This is a genomic window from Streptomyces prunicolor, assembly GCF_045162825.1.
Classification (GTDB): Bacteria; Actinomycetota; Actinomycetes; order Streptomycetales; family Streptomycetaceae; genus Streptomyces; species Streptomyces prunicolor.
In genome coordinates this window covers 6,422,508-6,442,235 of sequence record NZ_CP108676.1, presented here as the reverse complement: position 1 = coordinate 6,442,235, position 19,728 = coordinate 6,422,508, and the positions used below count along the sequence as shown (strand labels likewise).

The 19,728-nt window shown below is 70.3% G+C and carries 19 protein-coding genes and 1 pseudogene; 10 read left to right on the top strand and 10 right to left on the bottom strand.

The genetic code is table 11. The features are described 5' to 3' along the window. Positions 1-69: 69 nt before the first annotated feature. From OG588_RS29595 to OG588_RS29575, 5 genes and pseudogenes are all read right to left on the bottom strand, one after another. Positions 70-601, bottom strand: a pseudogene (locus OG588_RS29595) (NuoI/complex I 23 kDa subunit family protein); the annotation flags it as partial. Next, the gene (locus OG588_RS29590) at positions 601-1,569 is read right to left on the bottom strand and encodes an NADH-quinone oxidoreductase subunit H (protein ID WP_405949946.1); all 969 of its coding nucleotides are present in this window, start codon (positions 1,567-1,569) and stop codon (positions 601-603) included. The pseudogene OG588_RS29595 and the gene OG588_RS29590, both read right to left, overlap by 1 nt. After that, complete coding sequence (locus tag OG588_RS29585) at positions 1,566-3,047, bottom strand: NADH-quinone oxidoreductase subunit C (RefSeq protein WP_405949945.1); 1,482 nt, start codon at positions 3,045-3,047, stop codon at positions 1,566-1,568. The genes OG588_RS29590 and OG588_RS29585 overlap by 4 nt, the downstream gene beginning before the upstream one ends. Then, positions 3,044-3,829: an NADH-quinone oxidoreductase subunit B gene (locus OG588_RS29580; RefSeq protein ID WP_405949944.1), complete on the bottom strand. Its 786-nt coding sequence runs from the start codon at positions 3,827-3,829 to the stop codon at positions 3,044-3,046. Before OG588_RS29580 ends, OG588_RS29585 begins: the two co-directional genes overlap by 4 nt. Further along, complete coding sequence (locus OG588_RS29575) at positions 3,820-4,224, bottom strand: NADH-quinone oxidoreductase subunit A (RefSeq protein WP_405949943.1); 405 nt, start codon at positions 4,222-4,224, stop codon at positions 3,820-3,822. The genes OG588_RS29580 and OG588_RS29575 overlap by 10 nt, the downstream gene beginning before the upstream one ends. Before the next feature lie 328 nt (positions 4,225-4,552). Here OG588_RS29575 and OG588_RS29570 point away from each other — a divergent pair, with 328 nt between their 5' ends. Together OG588_RS29570 and OG588_RS29565 are read left to right on the top strand one after the other, a co-directional pair. Further along, a complete protein-coding gene (locus OG588_RS29570; RefSeq protein ID WP_405949942.1) occupies positions 4,553-5,791 on the top strand; it encodes a sensor histidine kinase in 1,239 nt (412 codons plus the stop codon). Positions 5,792-5,904: 113 nt separating this feature from the next. Next, the gene (locus tag OG588_RS29565) at positions 5,905-7,248 is read left to right on the top strand and encodes a sensor histidine kinase (RefSeq protein ID WP_405949941.1); all 1,344 of its coding nucleotides are present in this window, start codon (positions 5,905-5,907) and stop codon (positions 7,246-7,248) included. A 92-nt stretch (positions 7,249-7,340) separates the two neighbouring features. Here OG588_RS29565 and OG588_RS29560 read toward each other — a convergent pair whose 3' ends face one another. After that, the gene (locus OG588_RS29560) at positions 7,341-8,396 is read right to left on the bottom strand and encodes a zinc-binding alcohol dehydrogenase family protein (RefSeq protein WP_405949940.1); all 1,056 of its coding nucleotides are present in this window, start codon (positions 8,394-8,396) and stop codon (positions 7,341-7,343) included. A gap of 212 nt (positions 8,397-8,608) precedes the next feature. Between OG588_RS29560 and OG588_RS29555 the strand changes: the two genes are divergently transcribed. The 3 genes from OG588_RS29555 to OG588_RS29545 all read left to right on the top strand — a co-directional run bounded on the left by OG588_RS29555 (position 8,609) and on the right by OG588_RS29545 (position 12,596). Further along, entirely contained in the window at positions 8,609-9,268 is a 660-nt protein-coding gene (locus tag OG588_RS29555) for a LuxR C-terminal-related transcriptional regulator (protein ID WP_405953244.1), read from the top strand. A 318-nt stretch (positions 9,269-9,586) separates the two neighbouring features. Further along, a complete protein-coding gene (locus tag OG588_RS29550; protein WP_405949939.1) occupies positions 9,587-11,524 on the top strand; it encodes a 2-oxoacid:acceptor oxidoreductase subunit alpha in 1,938 nt (645 codons plus the stop codon). After that, entirely contained in the window at positions 11,517-12,596 is a 1,080-nt protein-coding gene (locus OG588_RS29545) for a 2-oxoacid:ferredoxin oxidoreductase subunit beta (protein WP_405949938.1), read from the top strand. The genes OG588_RS29550 and OG588_RS29545 overlap by 8 nt, the downstream gene beginning before the upstream one ends. 63 nt (positions 12,597-12,659) lie before the next feature. Here OG588_RS29545 and OG588_RS29540 read toward each other — a convergent pair whose 3' ends face one another. From OG588_RS29540 to OG588_RS29530, 3 genes are all read right to left on the bottom strand, one after another. Next, on the bottom strand, positions 12,660-12,917 hold the full coding sequence (locus tag OG588_RS29540) for a hypothetical protein (protein ID WP_405949937.1): 258 nt from the start codon (positions 12,915-12,917) through the stop codon (positions 12,660-12,662). Between the two features lie 59 nt (positions 12,918-12,976). Continuing rightward, positions 12,977-13,441 (bottom strand): DUF6082 family protein, encoded by a 465-nt coding sequence (locus tag OG588_RS29535; protein ID WP_405949936.1) that lies wholly within the window; start codon positions 13,439-13,441, stop codon positions 12,977-12,979. Positions 13,442-13,524: 83 nt separating this feature from the next. After that, positions 13,525-13,941: a winged helix-turn-helix transcriptional regulator gene (locus tag OG588_RS29530; RefSeq protein ID WP_405949935.1), complete on the bottom strand. Its 417-nt coding sequence runs from the start codon at positions 13,939-13,941 to the stop codon at positions 13,525-13,527. Between the two features lie 105 nt (positions 13,942-14,046). Between OG588_RS29530 and OG588_RS29525 the strand changes: the two genes are divergently transcribed. The 3 genes from OG588_RS29525 (at position 14,047) to OG588_RS29515 (ending at position 16,673) form a co-directional block, all read left to right on the top strand. Next, positions 14,047-14,901, top strand: coding sequence for an SDR family oxidoreductase (locus OG588_RS29525; protein ID WP_405949934.1), 855 nt, complete (start codon positions 14,047-14,049; stop codon positions 14,899-14,901). Between the two features lie 255 nt (positions 14,902-15,156). Continuing rightward, positions 15,157-16,158, top strand: a complete 1,002-nt coding sequence (rarD, locus tag OG588_RS29520) for an EamA family transporter RarD (protein ID WP_405949933.1) — start codon at positions 15,157-15,159, stop codon at positions 16,156-16,158. 38 nt (positions 16,159-16,196) lie between these two features. After that, complete coding sequence (locus OG588_RS29515; RefSeq protein WP_405949932.1) at positions 16,197-16,673, top strand: VOC family protein; 477 nt, start codon at positions 16,197-16,199, stop codon at positions 16,671-16,673. A 25-nt stretch (positions 16,674-16,698) separates the two neighbouring features. Here the strand turns inward: OG588_RS29515 and OG588_RS29510 are convergent, their stop codons facing one another. Next, the gene (locus OG588_RS29510; protein ID WP_405949931.1) at positions 16,699-18,099 is read right to left on the bottom strand and encodes a tetratricopeptide repeat protein; all 1,401 of its coding nucleotides are present in this window, start codon (positions 18,097-18,099) and stop codon (positions 16,699-16,701) included. A gap of 177 nt (positions 18,100-18,276) precedes the next feature. Here OG588_RS29510 and OG588_RS29505 point away from each other — a divergent pair, with 177 nt between their 5' ends. Together OG588_RS29505 and OG588_RS29500 are read left to right on the top strand one after the other, a co-directional pair. Continuing rightward, positions 18,277-18,846 (top strand): DUF6668 family protein, encoded by a 570-nt coding sequence (locus OG588_RS29505; protein WP_405949930.1) that lies wholly within the window; start codon positions 18,277-18,279, stop codon positions 18,844-18,846. A 300-nt stretch (positions 18,847-19,146) separates the two neighbouring features. After that, positions 19,147-19,725, top strand: a complete 579-nt coding sequence (locus OG588_RS29500) for a flavodoxin family protein (protein ID WP_405949929.1) — start codon at positions 19,147-19,149, stop codon at positions 19,723-19,725. The last annotated feature ends 3 nt before the right edge of the window (positions 19,726-19,728 follow it).

Sequence of the window (19,728 nt, the reverse complement as noted above, 5' to 3'; positions counted from 1 at the left end):
GCGGAGCAGTTGCCGGGGTCTGCTGGGCAGTTGCCGGGGTCTGCGTGGTCGCTTCGGCTTCCGCGGCCCGGGCTGCCTGAGTGGCTGCCAGCTTCTCGGCTGTTTTGTGGGCGGCGGCGATTTCCTTGGGTTCCTCGGCGCCGGGGTCGAGGGCGGGTGGGGCCGGGACGGTCCACATCCACTCGCGGAGCTTGTCGCGTTCGTGGGTGAGTTCGTGGATGTCGGTCTCGGCGTACTCGAACTCCGGGGACCAGAACAGCGCGTCGAAAGGACAGACCTCGATGCAGATACCGCAGTACATGCACAGGGAGAAGTCGATGGCGAAGCGGTCGAGGACGTTGCGGCTGCGCTCGCGGCCGCCGGGGGCCGCCGCCGGGACCGTCTCCTTGTGGGAGTCGATGTAGATGCACCAGTCGGGGCACTCACGGGCGCAGAGCATGCAGACCGTGCAGTTCTCCTCGAACAGGCCGATGACCCCGCGGGTGCGGGGCGGGAGGTCGGGCTGGGTGTCCGGGTACTGCTCGGTGACGGTCTTCTTCGTCATCGTGCGGAGGGTGACGGCCAGGCCCTTGGCCAGACCGGAGCCCGGGATCGGGGCCACTACAGGAACACCACCTTCACGATGCCGGTGAGGGCGATCTGAGCGAGGGAGAGGGGGACGAGGAGAGTCCAGGAGAGCTTCTGGAGCTGGTCCTCGCGCAGCCGGGGATAGGTGACGCGGAGCCAGATGACGACGAAGGCGAGGATCCCGGTCTTCAGCAGGGTCCACACCCAGCCGAGGCCGTCCGCGCCCCACGGGCCGTGCCAGCCGCCCAGGAAGAGGACGGTGGTCAGGCCGCACAGGACGACGATTCCGGCGTACTCGGCGAGGAGGAAGAGGGCGAAGCGGAGACCGGTGTACTCGGTGTACGCGCCGAAGATGATCTCGGAGTCCGCGACCGGCATGTCGAAGGGAGGGCGCTGGAGTTCGGCCAGGCCCGCTACGAAGAAGACGATCGCGCCGACGATCTGCCAGGGCAGCCACCACCAGTGGAAGGCGCCGAGGATGCCGGGGAGGGAGACCGTGCCGGCTGCCATCGCCACGGAGGCGGCGGTGAGCAGCATGGGGAGTTCGTAGGCGAGGAGTTGTGCGGCGGTGCGGAGGCCGCCGAGGAGGGAGAACTTGTTGGCGGAGGCCCAGCCGGCCATGAGCGAGCCGAGGACGCTCACGCCCATCACCGCTAGGACGAAGAAGATGCCCGCGTCCAGTACCTGGCCGACGGCGCCCTCGCTCGGGCCGATGGGGATGGCGAGCAGGACGAGCAGGTACGGGAGGAGGGCTACGGCGGGGGCGAGTTGGAAAATACGGCGGTCCGCGCCCGTCGGGACGATGTCTTCCTTCTGGGCGAACTTCACGCCGTCCGCGACGAGTTGGGCCCAGCCGTGGAAGCCACCGGCGTACATCGGGCCGAGGCGGCCCTGCATGTGGGCCATCACCTTGTGCTCGGTCTGGCCGACGATCAGGGGGAAGGTGAGGAAGACGACGAAGACGATCAGGAGTCGCAGGGCGACGTCGAGCACGTCGTTCACTGCGGGCCTCCTGCGGGGGTGTCGGGGGTGGGGTCTTCGGGGGCCGGGCCTTCCGGGGTGGGAGGCAGATCGGTCCGTTCAACTGCGTCCGGGGCAGGTGCAGTTGCTTCCGGCTCAGGTGCAGTTGCTTCCGGGGCAGGTGCAGTTGCTTCCGGGGCAGGTGCAGTTGCTTCCGCGTCCGGCTCGCTTGCGGGCGAGTCGGCTTCGGGTGACGGTCCGTCGGCCGGCTCCTTGGCAGGGCTCGGCTCCGGTTCGGGCTTGGGCTTGGGCTCGTGCTTGGCCTCGGGCTGGTCGAAGGCTGGGCGGGCGCTGTGCCACGGGGCGTCCGCGCTGCGGGAGGCAGTCGGGGGCTGGGCGGTGCTGCCCTCTCGTGTCGATGCCGGGCCCTGTGACGGTTCCGCCGCAGGTGTCGGCTCAGGTTCCGCCGCAGGTGTCGACGCCGGTTCCACCGCAGGGGACTGTGCCGGTGCCGGTGTCTGTTGCGATGCCGAGCCGTCGCTCGCGCTGCGGGACCGGCGTGGGGCTGCTGCGGCCGACCCTTGTTGACTCGCCGAGCCCTCCGAAGCGCTGCGCGCCCGGCGCGGCCCAGCAGGCGGCACCGCACCCTCACCCGAAGGCACCGCACCCCCACCCGGCGCGCCCTGACTCACCGACCCCTCCGAAGCCGAACGGGCTCGCCGCACAGGGCGATCACCCCCCGCACGCACCGAACTGTCTCCCGCGCCTCGCGCCAAGGACTCGCCTGCCTCACCCGCCGGAGACTCGCCCGCCCCGCGTACCGGAGACTCACCCACCCCCCGCACCGGACGCTCACCAGCAGCACGTACGGGACGCTCCCCCGCCCCCCGCACCGGACGCTCCCCCGCAGCACGCGCCGCACCCCGGGCAGGGCGAGCCGGAGCCGCCGGAAGCTGGCCCTTCAACGGGCCCCATTCGTTCGGGTCGGGCACGCCCGGCGGAAGCATCTGGCGGCGTTTCGGGCCGCCGTGGTCCGACTCGCCCGGTTCCTTCGCGCCGGGCCACGCCTTGGCGACGCGGGCGGCGAGGACGAAGTCCTTGCGGAGGGGGTGGCCTTCGAAGGTTTCCGGGAGAAGGAGGTGGTCCAGTGCCGGGTGGCCCTCGAAGTCGACGCCGAACATCTCGTGGGTCTCGCGTTCGTGCCAGGCGGCGCCCGCGTAGACGTCGACGGCGGTGGGGAGTGCCGGGGTCTCGTGCGGGACGGTCGTACGGACGAGGAGTCGGCGTACCGGTGCCAGTGCCACGACGTGGGCCGAGACGCGGAAGCCGGTGCCGGGTTCGTCGACCGCGCTCAGCCAGTCGAAGTAGGTGCAGCCCAGGTCGTCGCGGGCGGTGCGGAGGGCTGCGAGCCAGGTGGTGGGGGGTACGTCGACCGTGAGGAGTTCGTAGGACTCCTCGGCCGTGGCCTCCGTACCGAACAGCTCCTCGACCGGAACGGGCAGCCAGCCGACGGCGGTCATCGGGCATCCTCCGAGCCGGAACCGGAACCGGAACCCGAGTCGGAGGACAAACCCGAATCCGAATCCGAACCCGCACCCGCACCCGCACCCGCACCCGCACCAGCACCAGCACCAGCACCAGCACCAGCACCAGCAGAATCCCCTCCAGGCGCCGGCACCGGCCCCGTCACCAACCCGCTCTGCAGTGCCGCCGTCGAAGGACGCGCCCCCGCAGCCCCGTACCCGTACCGCTCCCCCAACGACTCCCGGGCGATCTTCTCCTGGAGTTTGAGGATGCCCTGGAGGAGTGCCTCGGGGCGGGGCGGGCAGCCGGGGACGTACACGTCGACCGGGATGATCTGGTCGACGCCCTTGGTGACGGAGTACGAGTCCCAGTACGGGCCGCCGCAGTTGCTGCACGCGCCGAAGGAGATGACGTACTTGGGCTCGGGCATCTGCTCGTAGAGGCGTTTCACGGCCGGGGCCATCTTGTCCGTGACCGTGCCGGAGACGACCATCAGGTCGGCCTGGCGCGGGCCCGGGGCGAAGGGGATGACACCCAGGCGGATGAAGTCGTGGCGGGCCATGGACGCGGCGATGAACTCGATGGCGCAGCAGGCGAGACCGAAGTTGAAGACCCAGAGGGAGTAGCGGCGGCCCCAGTTGAGGACCACCTTCATCGGTTCGGGGGCGAGGCGGGCGAGGGCGCCCAGGCGTTTCGGCTCCGGCAGGAACACGGGCTCTGGGGTCACGTCCTCGGAGGTCACAGCCTCGGGGGTCACGGCCTCGGGGGTCACGTCCATGCCAGGACGCCCTTCTTGTAGGCGTACAGCAGGCCCACGGCCAGGAAGCCGAGGAAGATGAACATCTCGACGAGGGTGGCCGCGCCGTAACCCGGCGCGGCGAAGACCGTCGCCCAGGGGAAGAGGAAGATCGAGTCGACGGCGAAGATGACGTACAGGAACGCGTAGACGTAGTACCGGACTTGGGTGTGGGCCCAGCCCTCGCCGACGGGGTCGACGCCGCACTCGTACGTCAGGAGTTTCTCGGGGGTGGGGACGACCGGGCGCAGCAGGCGGCCCGCGCCGAAGGCCACCGCGACGAAGAGCACGCCGACGACGGCGAGCAGCCCCACGACGGAGTAGGACCGGAAGTAGTCGGCCGAGTCCGCCGCGACGACCACGGCCGGCTCCCGCAAGGACCCCGGAAAGAACCCCGACAAGCTCCCCGGCAACATCTCCCGCAAGTCCGACCCCTCCTCCACCGCACGGGCTTCCGCACGGGTCCGCACGGGCTGCCCCACGGCCCGCTCCGGTGAACCGGTGCCCCCGTGACCCATGTGAACTCTGTGTTCGACGATCTGTACGCACGGGAGTCTAGGCCCTGTTAAAGGCACGGTAAGCAGCCCGTCACGGCTTGAGATCCGCCCGGAAGGACGGGACGGACGCGATGGTGGGGTTTTCCCCAGGGGACCCGGGCGGCGGACCTCATGGCGCTGGAGCGCGTCGCGCGGCACGCTGGCCCATATGACCGTACGCATCCCCTACGCCGACCCGGCGGCACCCGGCGGCGAGCTCGACGCTCTCGACGATCTCGACGAGCCGCTGCCGCCCGCCCGCTTCGCCTACGACAGACACACCTGGAAGGAGATCGCGCATCTCCTCACCAATCTGCCGGTGTCGGTGTTCGGCTTCGTCTATGTGGTGACGATGCTGGCCATCAGCGCCGGGATGACCGTCACCGTGGTCGGATTTCCGCTGCTCGCGCTGGGGTTGATGGGCGCGCGGCTGATCGGGAGGTTCGAGCGGGGCCGGGCCCGGCGGCTGCTCGGGGTCCGGATCGACGAGCCGAGCCCGTTGCCGTGGCGCAAGGGCGGCGGGCTGCTGCAACGGGTGTGGATGGCGCTGAAGGACCCGGTGGGCTGGCGGACGGTGTTGTACGACGGAATGCGGTTGCCGTGGGGCATCGTCACCTTCACCGTCACGCTGACCTCGCTGTTCGTACTGTGGCCGGTACTGCCGTTCATCGCGCGCGGGCTGGCGAACGCGGACCGGGCGATGGTGCGCGGCCTCCTCTCCCCCTCCGACGAACTGGAGCGCCGTATCGCCGAGTTGGAGTCCGACCGGGGTGTCGTGGTCGACACGGCGGCGGCGGATCTACGGCGGATCGAGCGCGACCTGCACGACGGGGCACAGGCCCGGCTGGTCAATCTGGCCATGGGGCTCGGGCTGGCCAAGGAGAAGTTGCTGGAGGGCCAGGCCGACGAGCAGGTCGCCGCGATGGTCGACGAGGCGCACGGCGAGGTGAAACTCGCGCTCCAGGAGCTGCGGGATCTGGCGCGCGGGATCCATCCCGCCGTCCTCACCGACCGCGGGCTGGACGCCGCCCTGTCCTCCGTCGCCTCGCGCTGCACGGTGCCGGTGAAGGTGACGGCCGACATCGGCGCACGCCCGGCCGCCGCCATCGAGGGCATCGCGTACTTCACCGTCTCCGAGCTGCTGCAGAACATCAGCAAGCACAGCGGTGCCCGTACGGCGTCGGTGGACGTGTGGCGTTCGGAGGACCGCCTGCTCATCCAGGTCTGGGACGACGGCCGCGGCGGCGCGAACCTCGACGGCGGCACCGGCATGCGCGGCCTCGCCGACCGACTCGGCGCGGTCGACGGCCTGTTCGTCCTCGACTCCCCACCCGGCGGACCCACGACGGTCACGGCGGAACTGCCCTGGCGGGAACGCGACCGGACCACCGACCCGGGCCTGAGGTAGGGAAAACCCCCCTTCGAGGACGCCGACGGACTCCATGGCTCGTGGACCTGCGACCGAGCAGTGTGGAGATACGAAAGCACGGCTGCGGAAACGACTAGAACAGGACGACGCCGATGGCCACGGAGTACGGGCAGGGGTACCGATCGCACGGGACGGTCGCCGCCGACGAGCGGACGCGGCGCCGGCTGCCGACCGCGCTGCGCGCCCCCCTGGAGGCGCGCCACTGGCGCGAGTTCGGCTACGTCCTGCTGAGCCTGCCGATCAGCATCCTGCTCTTCACCTACGCCGTCACGATGGTGTCGCTCGGCGCGGGCCTGCTGATCACCTTCCTCGGCGTTCCGGTCCTGGCGGGCGCGCTGGCCGGCTGCCGCGGCTTCGGCGCGCTGGAACGGGCCCGGGCCCGCAGGCTGCTCGACCTGGACATCGCCGACCCCGAGCCGCTGCGCATGAAGAAGAACGGCCCGATGGCCTGGATGGGCGCGGTCCTCAAGAGCGGCGCGTCCTGGCGCCATCTGCTGTACGCGCTGCTGCACCTCCCGTGGGCGGTCTTCTCCTTCGCCATCGCCCTCACCGTCTGGGCGTACGGCTGGGCCATGCTGACGTACCCGCTGTGGTTCTGGCTCTTCCCGATGTACGGCGGTGGGGGCGGCCTTCAGCTCTACGGCGACGAGCACCACCGGATCTATCTGGACAACCCCTTCGAGATCACCGTGACCGCGCTGGTGGGACTGCTGTTCACGCTGGCCACGCCGTGGATCGTGCGGGCACTGACGCTGGTGGACCGGGGCCTGGTGCACGGCCTGCTCGGCCCGTCGAGGCTGGCGACACGGGTCGTGGAGCTGGAGTCGGACCGGGGTGTCGTGGTCGACACGGCGGCGGCGGATCTACGGCGGATCGAGCGCGACCTGCACGACGGGGCGCAGGCCCGGCTGGTGGCCCTGGCCATGGACCTCGGGCTGGCGAAGGAGAAGCTGACGGAGGATCCGCAGGCGGCGGCGCGGATGGTGGGCGAGGCGCACGGCGAGGTGAAGACGGCGTTGCAGGAGCTGCGGGACCTGGCGCGCGGAATCCATCCCGCCGTCCTCACCGACCGAGGACTGGACGCCGCCCTGTCCTCCGTCGCCTCGCGCTGCACGGTGCCGGTGCAGGTGGACGTGGATCTGCCGGCGCGACCGGCGGCCGCCATCGAGGGGATCGCGTACTTCACCGTCTCAGAGCTGCTGCAGAACATCAGCAAGCACGCGAAGGCGACCTGGGCCGCGGTGGATGTGTGGCGGGTGGAGAACCGGCTGATGCTTCAGGTCGTGGACAACGGGGTGGGCGGCGCGGATGCCTCCGGCGGTTCGGGGTTGGCCGGTCTTGCCGGGCGGCTCGACGCGGTGGACGGGATCCTGGTGGTCGACTCACCGGCGGGTGGGCCCACCCGGATCACGGCGGAGTTGCCCTGGCGGGGTTGAGGGGACGCGGGGTTGAGGGTGCGGGGAGTTGAGGGCTTGAGGCGTCGAAGGGGCGAGCCCGCTGCCCTGCCCCCTGGGGGCTGCGCTGGAAGTCAGACGCCAGACAGGCCAAAGGAACCCGAGGAACCCACCGCCTCCACCGCCTCCACCGCCTCCACCGCCTCCACCGCCTCCACCGCCAGCACAACCTTCCCCCTGTTCCGCCCCTCCCCCAGCAACCGATGCGCCTCCGCCGCGTCCGCCAGCCCGTACTCCTCCGTGACATCGACCCGTACCGCACCGGAGGCGGCCAGTGCCAGCGCGCTCAACGCGTGGGCGCGGACTGTCGTCGGGTCTCGGCGGGCCAGGTCGCCGATGTTGTAGCCGGTCAGGGTGCGGTTGTGCTTCCAGATCGGGAGGACCGGGAGCTGGAGATCGGGATGGCGGGCCGCTTCGCCGTAGACCGCGAGGCGGCCGAAGGGGGCCAGGACCTCGAAGCTCGCCAGGCGGGTAGGGCCGCCGACCGGGTCGAGGACGATGTCGACGCCCCGGCCGGAGGTGGCCGCCAGGACCGCCTCCGGGAAGCCCTCGCGGAGGAGGACCTCGTCGTAGCCGAAGGCACGGCGGGCGTACTCCGCCTTCTCGCGCGTGCTGACGGTGCCGTAGACCTCGGTCGTTCCCAGGGCCCGGGCGAGCTGCGCGGCCACGCCGCCGACACCGCCGACCGCCGCGTGGACGAGGACCGTGTCGCCGGGGCCGATACGGGCCGCCCCGGCCAGCACGCCGTACGCCGTCGTCAGGACGAGCGCGGCGGCGCCGGCGGTGCGCTGGTCGAGGCCGTCGGGGAGCGGGAGGACGAAGGCGGCCAGGGCGACGGCGTACTCCGCGTAGCCCCCGCCGTCCGGGAGGTACGCCGCCACCGCGTCCCCGACCGACACCCCGGTCACGCCCTCGCCCAGCGCGGCCACCCGGCCGGACGCCTCCAGACCCGTGACGGTCTCGCCGTCGGGTTCGCCGAAGTCGCCCAGGCGGTGCTGGATCTCGCCGTAATTGACGCCGGCGTAGGCGACCCGGATCAGGACCTCGCCGGGGCCCGGCTCAGGGTCGGGGAGTTCCACGAGGCGCAGTACCTCGGGTCCGCCGGTCTCCTTGAACGCGCTCGCCCGCATGGGCCCACCCCTCCGTGTCCGGTACCCGGCGCCCCGGTGATCGGGACCAGGCCGTGTGGGGGACAGGAACCGGCGGGACCCTGCCTCTATTCCGGTCGCCCGGACGCACCGAGGTCCGAACCCTGGAATGCTGGACCTGTCGTGTGGACGGACGCGAACCGACGTGGGCCGGCAGGGCGGGCAGTGGGGGGCCGAACATCGTGGAGGACAGGGTGCGCGTGGTCATCGCCGAGGATTCGGTGCTGCTCAGGGAGGGCCTGACCCGGTTGTTGACCGACCGCGGGCACGACGTGGTGGCCGGGGTCGGTGACGGGGACGCGCTGGTGAAGACCATCACCGAGCTGGCCGAGCAGGACGCGTTGCCGGACGTGGTGGTGGCCGACGTACGGATGCCGCCGACGCACACCGACGAGGGCGTGCGGGCGGCGGTGGAGCTGCGCAAGGCTCATCCGGGTCTCGGCGTGCTGGTGTTGTCGCAGTACGTGGAGGAGCGCTACGCCACCGAACTGCTGGCCGGTTCCAGCCATGGCGTCGGCTATCTGCTCAAGGACCGGGTGGCCGAGGTGCGTGAGTTCGTCGACGCGGTGGTGCGGGTGGCCTCGGGGGGTACGGCGCTCGACCCGGAGGTGGTCGCGCAGTTGCTCGGGCGCAGCCGTAGGCAGGACGTGCTCGTACGGCTCACCCCGCGGGAGCGCGAGGTGCTGGGGCTGATGGCCGAGGGGCGGACGAACTCCGCGATAGCCCGGCAGCTGGTGGTGAGCGACGGGGCGGTCGAGAAGCACGTCAGCAACATCTTCCTGAAGCTGGGCCTGTCGCCGAGTGACGGGGATCACCGACGTGTTCTGGCCGTCCTCACCTACCTCAACTCCTGACATTTTCCTGCCAAACTGACACCGTGTCAGCTGTCCGGCCGCCGACCGGCGGTTGTTCACCGCCGTCAGTCACCTGTCAGCCGAGTCCGAGTACCAGACAGCGCGATCCGAGAACCAGACAACACAACGGGAGCGTCTTCAAGGCAAGCGTCGGGGGGCGAGAAATCATGACAAGTCAGGGCGTCAGGCCGTCTCAAAACAGCGTCCATCATGCGAACGGCCGAAGGAAGGCGACCCTTACAGACGTAGGGTTGATCCTGGGAGGGTCGGCGTGACGACCATGCCCGGACAGCGTCCTCGAAGAGGAGGTCCAGTTCAGTGACCAGCCAGGTCAGTAGCCCAGCGGAGCAGGCCGACGGAGCCGACAGCACGTTGGTCGGGGAACAACGCAAACCGGCGGGGGTGAAGGACGTCCAGCGCCTGGACCGGGTGATCATCCGGTTCGCCGGTGACTCGGGTGACGGTATGCAGCTCACCGGCGACCGCTTCACCTCGGAGACGGCGTCCTTCGGGAACGACCTCTCCACCCTGCCGAACTTCCCGGCCGAGATCCGCGCCCCCGCAGGCACCCTGCCGGGGGTTTCGTCGTTCCAGCTGCATTTCGCCGACCACGACATCCTGACCCCGGGCGACGCGCCCAACGTGCTGGTCGCGATGAATCCGGCCGCCCTGAAGGCGAACATCGCCGACGTTCCGCGCGGCGCGGAGATCATCGTCAACACGGACGAGTTCACCAAACGCGCGCTGCAGAAGGTGGGTTACGCCGCCTCGCCCCTCGACGACGGGTCGATGGACGGCTACAGCCTGCACCCCGTGCCCCTCACCACCCTCACCGTCGAGGCGTTGAAGGACTTCGGTCTCACCCGCAAGGAGGCGGAGCGCAGCAAGAACATGTTCGCGCTGGGCCTGCTGTCGTGGATGTACCACCGGCCGACCGAGGGCACCGAGAAGTTCCTGAAGTCGAAGTTCGCGAAGAAACCCGAGATCGCGGCGGCCAACATCGCGGCTTTCAGGGCGGGTTGGAACTTCGGCGAGACGACGGAGGACTTCGCGGTCTCCTACGAGGTCGCCCCGGCCGCCACCGCCTTCCCGACCGGCACCTACCGCAACATCTCCGGAAACCTGGCCTTGTCCTACGGCCTGGTCGCCGCGTCCCGACAGGCGGACCTGCCCCTCTTCCTGGGCTCGTACCCGATCACCCCGGCCTCGGACATCCTGCACGAGCTGAGCCGGCACAAGAACTTCGGCGTACGGACCTTCCAGGCCGAGGACGAGATCGCCGGCATCGGCGCGGCCCTGGGCGCGGCCTTCGGCGGCTCCCTCGCGGTGACGACGACGTCCGGCCCGGGCGTGGCCCTGAAGTCGGAGACCATCGGCCTCGCGGTCTCGATGGAACTCCCCCTCCTCGTCCTGGACATCCAGCGAGGCGGCCCCTCCACCGGCCTGCCGACCAAGACCGAACAGGCCGACCTGCTCCAGGCGATGTTCGGCCGCAACGGCGAGGCCCCGGTCCCGATCGTCGCCCCCTGCACCCCGGCCGACTGCTTCGACGCGGCGATCGAGGCGGCACGCATCGCCCTCACCTACCGCACCCCGGTGATGCTCCTCTCGGACGGCTACCTGGCCAACGGCAGCGAGCCCTGGCGCATCCCCGACATCGACGAACTCCCGGACCTCACCGTCCAGTTCGCCCAGGGCCCGAACCACACCCTGGACGACGGCACCGAGGTCTTCTGGCCCTACAAGCGCGACCCGCAGACCCTCGCCCGCCCCTGGGCCATCCCCGGCACCCCCGGCCTGGAACACCGCATCGGCGGCATCGAGAAGCAGGACGGCACGGGCAACATCTCCTACGACCCCGCCAACCACGACTTCATGGTCCGCACCCGCCAGGCCAAGATCGACGGCATCGACGTACCGGATCTGGACGTCGACGACCCGCACGGCGCGCGGACGCTGGTCCTCGGCTGGGGCTCGACCTACGGCCCGATCACGGCGGCGGTACGACGGCTGCGCGGGTCCGGCGAGTCCATCGCCCAGGCCCACCTCCGCCACCTCAACCCCTTCCCCCGCAACCTCGGCGCGGTCCTCAAGCGCTACGACCGGGTGGTGATCCCCGAGATGAACCTCGGCCAGCTCGCCACGCTGGTGCGGGCGAAGTACCTGGTGGACGCGCACTCGTACAACCAGGTGAACGGCATGCCGTTCAAGGCTGAGCAGCTCGCCACGGCTCTCAAGGAGGCCATCGATGGCTGAGACGTCCACGGAAGGCACGGGCACGATCGAGGCACTTTCACTCGTCCCCAAGGCCGAGGCAGTGCAGTCCATGAAGGACTTCAAGTCCGATCAGGAAGTGCGCTGGTGCCCCGGCTGCGGTGACTACGCGATCCTCGCGGCGGTGCAGGGTTTCATGCCGGAGTTGGGCCTGGCCAAGGAGAACATCGTCTTCGTCTCCGGCATCGGCTGCTCCTCCCGCTTCCCGTACTACATGAACACGTACGGCATGCACTCCATCCACGGCCGCGCCCCGGCGATCGCGACCGGACTGGCGTCCTCCAGGCGGGACTTGAGCGTCTGGGTGGTCACGGGCGACGGCGACGCCCTCTCGATCGGCGGCAACCACCTGATCCACGCCCTGCGCCGCAACGTCAATCTGAAGATCCTCCTCTTCAACAACCGGATCTACGGCCTGACGAAGGGCCAGTACTCGCCGACCTCGGAGGTCGGCAAGATCACGAAATCGACCCCGATGGGCTCCCTGGACGCCCCCTTCAACCCGGTGTCACTGGCGATCGGCGCGGAGGCGTCCTTCGTGGCCCGCACGATCGACTCGGACCGCAAGCACCTGACCCAGGTGCTGCGCGAGGCGGCCGCCCACCCCGGCACGGCCCTGGTCGAGATCTACCAGAACTGCAACATCTTCAACGACGGCGCCTTCGACGCGCTGAAGGACCGCCAGCAGGCCGAGGAGGCGGTGATCCGCCTGGAACACGGGCAGCCGATCCGCTTCGGCGCGGACGCTGCGCGCGGCGTGATCCGGGACGCGACGACGGGCGACCTGAAGGTGGTCGACGTGACCCCGGACAACGAGTCCCAGATCCTGGTCCACGACGCCCACGCAACATCCCCGACCACCGCCTTCGCCCTGTCCCGCCTGGCCGACCCGGACACCCTGCACCACACCCCGATCGGGGTGCTGCGCTCGGTGCAACGCCCGGTCTACGACACGCAGATGGCCGACCAGCTGGACACGGCGATCGTGCAGAACGGGAAGGGTGACCTGGCTGCGTTGTTGGCGGGCGGGGACACCTGGACGGTTGTGGGCTGACGGTTCCGCTCGTACGGCTGGAGGGCCTGGGCGTGATGCCCGGGCCCTCTTGCTCTGCCTACATCAGGCGTCGGGGATGTCCCGCTTGGCGCGGATCAGGGTCTCCCGGGTGATGACGACGATGCGCTCGTGATCGGCACGGGAGGCGTCGGAGGGGAGCGACTGGTCCAGTTCCTCGGTTCGGTCCGTCCCGATGACCGCGAAGTCTCCGTCGGCCAGCTCGAAGAGGTCGGGACAGTTTGCGCCGGACGTAGAGCCGCGCTGACTCGGCGGGTCGCCAAGGCGGCGGACTATTCGGGCGGACGAGGGCTCGTGGCTCATATGCGTGGGCTCCTCTCGGGCGGGCACACCCTCAAGCCAGCCAACCGAAGCACGTCAGCTCACGTCTCGGACGCCGGCCCGATCACCCACCACTCGTCCAGATCGTCGAGCCTTTCTTCCATCACGGCATCGATGGCTCTGCCGATCCGGGCTTCCAACGACTCCTTCGGCAACACACTCCGGCCCTCGGAGGTGCGCTGCCAGTACTCCGCGAACACGGGACTCTTGCTCAAGTACTTGAGGTGCCCGAGCAGTTCACTTCTGTCGATGCCGCCGATGCGGTAGTTCAGAAGGATCAGCGCGTACTGCTTGTTGGCGAAGGCCAGTTGACGGCGCTTGTCCGCGGACACGCCGTCCGGGACACCCAACACGTCCGCGAACAAAGGCTCTTCGATCGCCCGGTCCAGTTGCTCGCCGAAAAGGCGGTGCAGCCGGATGCGGTTCGCGTTGCGCAGCTCCTCCGCCATGAGACCGACCTGGCGGGCCAACTCCCTTATGGCCTCGGCCTGTTCTGACGCAACCATGCCGACCAGCCTGCCCGCCCCCGAACGCGGCGCGCGAGGCGGAGAGGGGGCGCACGGAAGGACGCACCGCGCACAGGGCAGGACTAGAGAGCGCCGCCGGTACCGGCTCGCGCCTTCGCCGCGTCATACGCCTCCCGCGCCTCCAGCACCTCCCCCATCCGCTCCGTGGCCCACAGGGCCAGCCCCCGCACCTGCTCCGCCGCCTCCCGCCCCAGCTCGGTCAGCGAGTAGTCCACCCGCGGCGGAATCACCGGCTTGGCATCACGGTGGACCAAGCCATCCCGCTCGAGCGTCTGCAGGGTCTGGGCCAGCATCTTCTCGCTCACCTGCCGCACCTGCCCGACCGCCCGGCGGAGTTCGCTGAAGCGGTACGGGCGATCCAGGAGCTCGATGAGAACCAGGACGCCCCAGCGGGACGTGACGTGTTCCATGATCAGGCGGTGCGGGCACATCGCCTCACCCACCGTGCGGCCACCGGCCACCTCTACACTTACTGCCATGCCAGTACCTTACTTCAAAGTGGGTACTTTCCACGAGTTAGCGCCTCCCCTAGGGTTAGTGACACGCACCGCACCACGCCGCACCCCTACAAGGAGCTGTCACTCATGAGCATCGTCGTCACCGGAGCCACCGGACACCTCGGCCGTCACGTCGTGGAGCAGTTGCTGGAGAAGGTTCCGGCCGACCAGATCACCGCTGTCGTCCGGACGCCGGAGAAGGCCGCCGACTTCGCGGAGCGCGGCGTGAAGATCGCGGTCGCGGACTACAACACCCCCGAGACCTTCGACAGCGTCTTCGCCGCCGGCGACAAGGTGCTGCTGATCTCCGGCAACGAGTTCGAGAAGGGCCGCGTCGGGCAGCACAAGGTCGTCATCGAGGCCGCCAAGGCCGCCGGTGTCGCGCTCCTCGCCTACACCAGCGCCCCCGGCCCCCTCGCCGCCGCCCTGGCCGACGACCACCGCGGCACGGAGGAGGCACTGCTGGCGTCCGGAGTGCCGTACGCCCTGCTCCGCAACGGTTGGTACAACGAGAACTACACCGAGAACCTCGCCCCCGTCCTGGAGCACAGCGCCGTCGTGGCCGCCGCCGGTGACGGCCGGGTCTCCTCCGCCTCGCGCGCCGACTACGCCGCTGCCGCCGTCGCCGTCCTGACCGGCGAGGGCCACGAGAACCAGACGTACGAACTGGGCGGCGACGATGCGTGGAGCTTCGCCGAGTACGCGGCCGAGCTGAGCCGGCAGACCGGCAAGGAGATCGCCTACAACAACGTGCCCGCCGAGACCCTGATCGGCATCCTCACCGGCGCCGGACTGCCCGAGCCGTTCGCCGCGATCCTCGCCGGGGTCGACACGTCCATCGCGCAGGGCCAACTGGTCGTCTCCAGCGGCGACTTGTCCCGTCTGTCGGGTCGCACGACCACGCCGATCCGCGAGTCGATCGCCCTCGCGCTCAAGGGCTGACCCACCTCCGGGGGGCCTCTTCCCTCGTCGATCGTGACGCCGTCGAGGCCCCTGCCCACGAGGCCACCCAGGCGCCGGGGCCGTCGATGCGGATGGCGACGGCGCCGCGCAGGGTCAGGATGCTGTGGACGCCCACCCCTCGGCTGTCATGACCGTATGGCGATACGGCCATGACAGCCGAGGCCGCCCGGCGCTACCTTCATGCTGGCCGCATCGGCGCGGCCGGGCGGCAGGGCGCGTACGAAGGAGGGGCCCGTGAGCGGGAAGCCGAGCGGGAGGCCGAAGGGCGAGCAGCACCACATAGGACTGCTGAACGGCTTCGCGGCATACGGCATGTGGGGCCTGGTCCCGCTCTTCTGGCCGCTGCTCAAGCCGGCCGGCGCCGCCGAGATCCTGGCCCACCGGATGGTGTGGTCGCTCGCCTTCGTCGCCGTGGCACTCCTGGTGATCCGGCGCTGGGCCTGGGCCGGTGAACTCCTGCGCCAGCCACGCAAGTTGGCCCTCGTCACGATGGCCGCGGGTTTCATCACCGTCAACTGGGGCGTCTACATCTGGGCCGTGAACAGCGGCCGCGTAGTCGAGGCCTCGCTCGGCTACTTCATCAACCCCCTCGTCACCATCGCGATGGGCGTCCTGCTCCTGAAGGAACGCCTGCGCCCGGCACAGTGGGCCGCCGTCGGCGTAGGCTTCGCCGCCGTCATCGTCCTGACCGTCGGCTACGGCCAGCCACCATGGATCTCCCTCACGCTCGCCTTCTCCTTCGCGACGTACGGCCTGGTGAAGAAGAAGGTCAACCTCGGCGGCATCGAATCACTGGCCGCGGAGACGGCGATCCAGTTCCTGCCGGCGCTCGCCTACCTGCTGTGGCTCGGCGCGCACGGCAAGGCGACCTTCGCCCAGGAAGGCGTCGGCCACGCCACGCTCCTCGCCTCCACCGGCATCGTCACCGCCCTCCCCCTCGTCTGCTTCGGCGCGGCGGCGATCCGGGTCCCGTTGTCGACCCTGGGCCTGCTCCAGTACCTGGCGCCGGTGTTCCAATTCCTGCTCGGCATCTTCTACTTCCACGAGTCGATGCCCCCCGCACGCTGGGCGGGCTTCGCCCTGGTGTGGCTGGCGCTCGTCCTCCTGACGACGGACGCGTGGCGCACCGCGCGCAGGGGCAGGGCGGCGGCAGCAGCAGCAGCAGCGATCCCACAGGAGAGGCCCCCGACCGGGAGCCCGAACCCGGTGGGCACGGCGGACACGGTAGAGGCGTAGCCCCGCAGGCACACCGCACCGATGCCAGAGTGAAGGGCATGACACAGACGCCCGCACCCCCGCCCACCCCACTCCACTGGAAACTGGTCATCGACGCGGCGGACCCCCACGCCCAGGCGGACTTCTGGGCCGCAGCGCTCCACTACGAGCCCGAGGACAACAGCACCCTCGTCCAACAGCTCCTGAAAATGGGCGCGTTGCCCGCGGCCGCGACGGTCGACTTCCACGGCCGCCCGGCCTTCCGCGACCTGATGGCCGTACGACACCCCGACGACCCGTACGACAAGGAGCGCGGCACGGGCCTAGGCCGCCGACTCCTCTTCCAACGCGTACCGGAACCAAAAACCACCAAGAACCGCCTCCACCTCGACCTGCACCCGGGCCCGGACCACCGTGAGGCCGAGGTGGAACGCCTGACAACCCTCGGCGCGAGCGTCCTGCGCCGGGTGACGGAACCGGCCGGCTCCTGGGTCGTGATGACGGACCCCGAGGGGAACGAATTCTGCGTGGCCTAATTCTGCGTGGTCTAGGCGGCGGGCTTCACTCAGCAGCCCTGCGGGCACGCTCCGTGAGGCGCCCCATACGAGCGCGGGCGGACTCCAGTTCCTCAATGTCTTCTACGGCGGGGCCGTCCTCGGTGGTGAGTTCGGTCCACAGGTCGATGAGGTCGCGGCCGAGGGCGAGGCCCTGCTCCGGGTCGCGTACGGCACGCCAGGCGGTGGCCGCGCTCTGGACGTTGCCGTAGGCGGCCTCCGCGTCGTGGGCGCGGTGGCGGATGCGGGCGAGGTCGAGGGAGAGGTGGAAGGCGTGGAGCGGGTCACCGGCCAAGTAGGCGATGTAGGCGGCGAGTTCGCGCAACCGCAGCACCTCGGGGTGCTCGGGACCGAGAGCGCCCGCCGCGTCCGCGACGGTCCGCTCCGCCAGCCCCGCGGCCTCGTCGATCCGCCCCGCCTTGACGGCGTCGTTGATCCGCACCATCGGCTCGATGAGGAACGCGGTCCCCGCGCCGTCGGTGGTCACCGGTTCGTCCCCCAGCACGGCCTCGGCCACGGCGTCGAACCCACGCGCGGGCGTCGGCTTGGGGTCCGGTTCCGGGGCGGTGAGGGCGAGGTCGGGAATGGGGATGGCGGCGGGCCGGGAAGCACGTTCCGGAGCGACAGGCGGTACGTCCGCGACCGACCGCGCGTCCACGAACGGCGGGACGTCCGACACCGACTGCCCGCCCACGGCCGGCGGTACATCCACTACCGGCGGCACATCGGTCACCGGCGCCGCGTCCATCACCGGCGGCGGCCCGAACGCCCCCGTGGGCGCCTGGACCGACCCCAGCGGAGCACCCCCCTCGGCCGACTCAGGCACGGCGTGCAACGGGAACGTGGGCGCCGACTCCCCCGCCGACTCGGGCACAGCCCGCAACGGAAAGGTAGGAACCACCTCCCCCTCCACCCCCGGAGCGAATACGGCCCGCAGCCGATGAGTAACCGGGTCACCACTCACCCCACCACGGCGATCCTCAGGCTCCCGCGCCACTTCCGGTTCCGGTGCCGGTCCTACGACGTCCGCAGATACCGCCGGCGGCAGCGCGGGCACCGGCGGAACCTCACCGGGGGCACCCCCCGCACCGACGATCGCCCACGGCTCGGCCGAGAAGTGACTGGACCCGTCCGGATCGATCTGGAGCGGAACGACGTACCCGATCCGATCGTCATGGACGGTCGCGCGCACGGGGTGCCCCGTGGCCGAGGCAATGCGATGGAGATGACTCAGAACCGTCTGCTGGATCTCCTCCCCCGCGACGACCGCGACCGGCACTCCACCGATCGACGCACCCCCGGCGCCCGTGCCGTCCACAGGGACGCGTACCTCGAAAGGTGACGCGGCGGGTGCCGAGCGTGCGGCTCGCTTCTGTTCCCGCTTCTTCTCGCGGCTGAGTCGAGTCATCGGTTCCCTCACTCGCATGCGTCGGGGAGGCGGCCCGCGTTCCCCAGCGTCAAGATCCGTTCGTACGCGTACTGTTGAGTCTCGCCGTTCCCTTCAGGTTCTCAGGTAACCGCGACGTCACAGCCTCGTCCCAGGAGTTCCGTGAGGACCGGCGGGACCACGAGGGAGGAGCTGGTCATGCAGACAGGTGGACGGCAGGGCCCGGAGATCTGGCTCCGCGGACCGGTACCGCTACCGGTGGCCAACGCCCCGCACGCAGAGGCACCGGAAACACCCGAGCGCCCCTCCAGTATCCCCGCCCGTATCCCCGCCGGCATCGCCACCACCCCACGCCGCCGCTTCTCCTGGGTCGCCACCCACGGCGGCACCGGCGTCACCACCCTCGCCTCCGTCTACGGCGGCCAGGACTGCGGCCGCGACTGGCCGGGCCCCGAGGACCCACCCTCGATCCTGCTCGTCGCCCGCACGCATGCCGCAGGGCTGGCCGCGATCTCCCGCGCCCTGGACGTCTTCCGACGCGGCGAGGCACCGCCCGGGCTCGACCTGGACGCCGTAGTCCTCGTAGCGGACGCACCCGGAAGACTCCCCCGCCAGCTCGCCCACTACGTCAAGGCCATCGAGTCGATGATCGACGTCTACCGAGTCCCCTGGGTCCCGTCCTGGCGCATCGGCGACCTCACCGGCGACCCACCCCGCGAAACAGAAGCGCTGGCCAGGCTCACACGGGCAAGCCGCCACCCCCGCTGACAGCCACACGCACCCCCCATTCACCCGCAGCCGCCAAACCACGGGAGCGGGTCGTGGCGGTACGGCGCAGCCCGCCGCGTACCCGGCACCAACCCGTTCAGCCGTGGTGACAGACAGAGGGGCCCGACCAGCGGCGGGCTCGCCGTACCGCCACGACCCCGACCCCACCACACACCCGCGGGCGCCCCCACCCACCCGCAGGCACCCCACCCCCCGCAGACACCCCATGGACAGATGATTGCGCGCGCATATAATGCACACAGCTATAACCGCCGCGCGCCGACCACCCCTGGGGGACCCATGACCCGCCGCTTCCTCTTCGTGCTGGGCAGCGCCCGCCCGGACGGCAACACCGAACTCCTCGCCCGCAGGGCCGCCGAACAACTGCCGGCGGAAGTCGAGCAGCAGTGGGTGAGTCTCACCGAGCACCCGCTGCCCGACTTCGTGGACCTGCGACACGACAAGGACCACACCCGCCCCACCGAGGGCAACACCGCGCTGCTGCTCGACGCCACCCTCGCCGCGACGGACATAGTGATCGCCTCGCCGCTGTACTGGTACTCGCTCTCCAGCCACACCAAGCGTTACCTGGACCACTGGTCGGCCTGGCTGCGCACCCCCGGCATCGATTTCAAGGCGACGATGGCCGGCCGCACCCTCTGGGGAGTCACCGCTCTCGGCGACGACGAACCCGCGGTCGCCGACCCGCTGATCGACACCCTCTACAACTCGGCCGCGTACCTGAAGATGCACTTCGGCGGGGTCCTGCTGGGCAACGGCAGCGCACCCGGCGACGTACTGAAGGACACCGACGCACTGACCCGAGCGAAGACGTTCTTCGCCCAGGACGCCCCGCTCGCCCGCTTCCCTACGCCGTGATGT